This window comes from Pseudactinotalea sp., from assembly GCF_048594945.1.
In the GTDB taxonomy this organism is placed as follows: Bacteria; Actinomycetota; Actinomycetes; order Actinomycetales; family Beutenbergiaceae; genus Pseudactinotalea.
Genome location: NZ_JBMDXJ010000114.1, coordinates 1 through 3,257 on the forward strand (window position 1 = coordinate 1; position 3,257 = coordinate 3,257).

Below are 3,257 nucleotides of genomic sequence, written 5' to 3' on the forward strand. Positions count from 1 at the left end.
CCTCCGACTGCGAGGCACCAGCGAGAACAGCAGTGATCACCAGACGACGCTTCGACATCCCCGAACGGTCATACCGATGTCCTGAGACACGCTATGCCGATGTCCTGAGACATCCCATTCCGATGTCCTGAACCAGGACACTGCACCCGCCACACGTCAAACCGTCCGCGCCAGCGGGCGGTTTTGTCGTTGGCGGGGGCAGGATGACGGGAGGCGGAGCGCCCAGCGAGGTACGAGCTGGTCGCGACAACGGCTCCTGCACCCGCCACCATCGACTACGGCCCGCGCCAGCGGGCCGTTTGTCGTTGGCGGGCGGTCGCACGAGTTCGCCGAACTTCCCGCCGAGACCGAGGCTCACCGCCGAGACCGAGGCTCACCGCCGAGACCGAGAGGTGCACCACGCGGCCTCGGCGCTTAGCCACGGTCTCGACCACGTGCAGCGCGGCGGAGCGGGCGGAGCGCGGAGCTGAGGAACAAGTCCGGCCGCGGGGTGAGATCGGACTCGGACAGCGGTGTGGCCCGGAGCAGGCGCCCGAACGCGGCATCGGCATCAGGGCGATCTCGCTTGGTGAAGCGCACGAACGTGCCGCCAGTCGCGTCGGTGAGTAGCGACTCGCGGTCCTTCTCGTCGAGGATGATGGAAGTGCCATCGGCGCGGCGGTACTTGTCCGCGCCGTCGTACTCAGCGAGCACCGGCTTGGCGCCCCGGAAGCGCCACAGAGCATCCGGATAGCGCAGGCCGCGGCAGGTGGCGATCTCGACCTGGAGCTCGGGCACCGGCATACCGCGGGAGAGCGCAAGCCAACGCATCCACGACTCCTGGCCAGACTCGGCCAAGCCGTCGGAGAAGCGGATCGCCGCGCGCGCTCGGCGGGCGTACCGAACGCTGCCGCGCTCAGCGAGCATGTCGACGAGACGGTCGCGCCACACGTCCTGTCGCGCGATCGAGTCCTCTCGCTCGCGGCGTGTGACGGCCGCGAGCTCTCTCAAGGCGGCATCGACCAGAGCGAGACCGATCGGCGGCTCGCAGCCCAGTGCCGACTCGATCGCGGTTCGGGAAGGCACGGTGACCGGGAGACCCTCGACGAAGACGATGTCCTCGTCCGGGAGACTGGTCGTGTGGTGGCGAACGAGGTCGGCTGAGCCGCCGGATGCCACGCGGCTGGTCTGGAGGATCTGTAGTCGGCGTGACACGGGTGCGGGCCATCCGAGCAGGAATCCTGCGGTCTGCAGCGTGAACGCGTACCGACACCTGAGGGTGGCTGCCGCCGCGTGGCACCGGGCCAGGAGCAGGTGTTCCTCCTTCTCCCACTCGTCTTCGGGTTCGGTGCCCTTCACCAGCCACGCGCCGCGCCGCACCCGCGCGATCTCGCCGCTTCGGCGGGAGGGCCGGAGGCGGTCGTAGCCGTACTCCGAGGTGAGGACCAGCCCATCGGGCCGCTGTGCCTTCGTCATGTGGCCAGCCTGGTGCGCAGAGCGAGCAGGCGGTTCGGTCGGAGAGGGGTGCTGTGGACGACGGCGCATCGGCGCGCACCTGTGGACAACCGTTGCCGCCGAGACCGTGGCTAGCTGCCGAGACCGTGGGGCGCACCGCTCGGTCTCGGCGCCGAGCCTCGGTCTCGGCACGTGGGGCCCGAGCGGATGCAGCGGGAGGGAGAGGCGAGTGGTGATCCCGCTCACGTCGATTCGCTCGAGCGCGCGCGAGGCTGTACCCTCGTTCCTCGTTGCCCCGATAGCTCAGTCGGTAGAGCGTCTCCATGGTAAGGAGAAGGTCTAGGGTTCGATTCCCTATCGGGGCTCTGAGGCCCGCGTGTCCCGCGGGCCACGCGGCGGGGTAGCTCAGACGGTCAGAGCGCACGACTCATAATCGTGAGGTCGCGGGTTCGATCCCCGCCCCCGCTACCCGAAACGAGCGACATCAACGCGGCCGCCAGTACCGGCCGCGCACGAGCAGAGGAACACCAGTGGCCAGCAAGTCAGCGGACGTCCGCCCGAAGATCACCCTCGCCTGCGAGGAGTGCAAGAGCCGCAACTACATCACGAAGAAGAACCGGCGGAACACCCCCGACCGGCTCGAGCTCGCGAAGTTCTGCCCGCGCTGCAACGCGCACCGCAACCACCGCGAGACTCGCTGACCCACATCAGTCGTGGTCGATCTGACCCGCATGGGAGCGGTGTTCACGGGCACGCCCCCGTACGCAGTCTCGCGCGCGAAGATCGCCGAGTTCGCTGACGCGGTCGGCGCCACGTCAGCTGTGCACCACGTCCCGGAGGCGGCCGTCGAGGCCGGCTACCGGGACGTCGTCGCACCCCCGACCTTCGCGGTCGTGATCGCCCAGCGGGCCGAGTCCGAGTACATCGCCGACCCCGCCTCGGGCATCGACTTCTCCCGCGTGGTGCACGCCAACGAGAGTTTCGCGCACAGCCGCCCGCTGGTGGCCGGGGACGTCGTGCACACCGAGGTGCACGTCGACTCGCTCACCGAGCGCGCCGGCATCACGATGGTCACCACTCGTACCGAGATCATGGACGACGGCGGAGCGCACGTCGCGACTGTCGTCTCGACTCTCGCCGTGCGTGGGGAGGGCTGAGTGGCAACCGCGGCGATCGGGCTCACCGCTGCCACCGAGGTGGGCACCGAGCTGTACACCGTGACCCAGACCGTCGATCGCGCGCGCCTCGTGCGCTACGCCGGTGCCTCGGGTGACTTCAACCCGATCCATTGGAACGAGCGGTTCGCCACCGAGGTCGGCCTGCCCGGCGTGATCGCCCACGGCATGCTGACCATGGGGCTGGCCGGTGCCACGCTGACCGACTGGCTCGGCGACCCGGCCAGGCTGGTCTCGTTAGGCTGCCGGTTCACCCGCCCGATCGTGGTCCCGGACCCGGGTGAGGTCGAGGTGTCGGTGCGGGCCGCCGTCGGGGCTCTCGACCCCGACGCGGGCACGGCGCGTGTGGACCTGACGGTGAGCGTGGACGGCACCACGGTGCTCGGAAAGGCTCAGGCGCACGTACGCGTGGCCTGAGCCTTCTCACCCCTCCGGCGCGAGCGCACCGAGGATGAGCGCGAGGCCGTGGGCGAACTCGTCCGCGTAGTCGTAACCGGGCTGCATCGCGTGCTCGGTGGCGATCTCGGCGAGGTGCGGGAAGTCGCCCGCCTCGATCCCGGCGAGGATGCCGCCGGCCACCTCGGCCACCTCGCCTCCGTTCATGAACGGCAGGCTCAGCTCCTGCAGCACGAAGCCGTACAGGTAGCT

At 69.5% G+C, this 3,257-nt stretch carries 4 protein-coding genes, 2 tRNA genes and 1 pseudogene; 5 read left to right on the forward strand and 2 right to left on the reverse strand.

All coding sequences use genetic code 11. The features are described from left to right. Window positions 1-414: 414 nt before the first annotated feature. The gene (locus ACOJSN_RS05330) at window positions 415-1,455 is read right to left on the reverse strand and encodes a hypothetical protein (RefSeq protein ID WP_420111473.1); all 1,041 of its coding nucleotides are present in this window, start codon (window positions 1,453-1,455) and stop codon (window positions 415-417) included. 271 nt (window positions 1,456-1,726) lie between these two features. Between ACOJSN_RS05330 and ACOJSN_RS05335 the strand changes: the two genes are divergently transcribed. The 5 genes from ACOJSN_RS05335 (at window position 1,727) to ACOJSN_RS05355 (ending at window position 3,026) form a co-directional block, all read left to right on the forward strand. Next, window positions 1,727-1,799: transfer RNA gene (locus ACOJSN_RS05335), tRNA-Thr, on the forward strand. Between the two features lie 29 nt (window positions 1,800-1,828). Then, window positions 1,829-1,902 (forward strand) — tRNA-Met (locus ACOJSN_RS05340). Window positions 1,903-1,964: 62 nt separating this feature from the next. Beyond that, a complete protein-coding gene (rpmG, locus tag ACOJSN_RS05345) occupies window positions 1,965-2,135 on the forward strand; it encodes a 50S ribosomal protein L33 (RefSeq protein ID WP_420111474.1) in 171 nt (56 codons plus the stop codon). 12 nt (window positions 2,136-2,147) lie between these two features. Continuing rightward, window positions 2,148-2,591 (forward strand): FAS1-like dehydratase domain-containing protein, encoded by a 444-nt coding sequence (locus tag ACOJSN_RS05350; RefSeq protein ID WP_420111475.1) that lies wholly within the window; start codon window positions 2,148-2,150, stop codon window positions 2,589-2,591. Next, window positions 2,592-3,026 (forward strand): MaoC family dehydratase, encoded by a 435-nt coding sequence (locus tag ACOJSN_RS05355; RefSeq protein WP_420111476.1) that lies wholly within the window; start codon window positions 2,592-2,594, stop codon window positions 3,024-3,026. A gap of 6 nt (window positions 3,027-3,032) precedes the next feature. Here the strand turns inward: ACOJSN_RS05355 and ACOJSN_RS05360 are convergent. Further along, window positions 3,033-3,257, reverse strand: a pseudogene (locus ACOJSN_RS05360) (TetR/AcrR family transcriptional regulator); the annotation flags it as partial.

Bases quoted from the DNA above. Each gene is read 5' to 3' on its own strand.
- ACOJSN_RS05330 (WP_420111473.1), bottom strand. From the start codon at position 1,455: ATGACGAAGGCACAGCGGCCCGATGGGCTGGTCCTCACCTCGGAGTAC.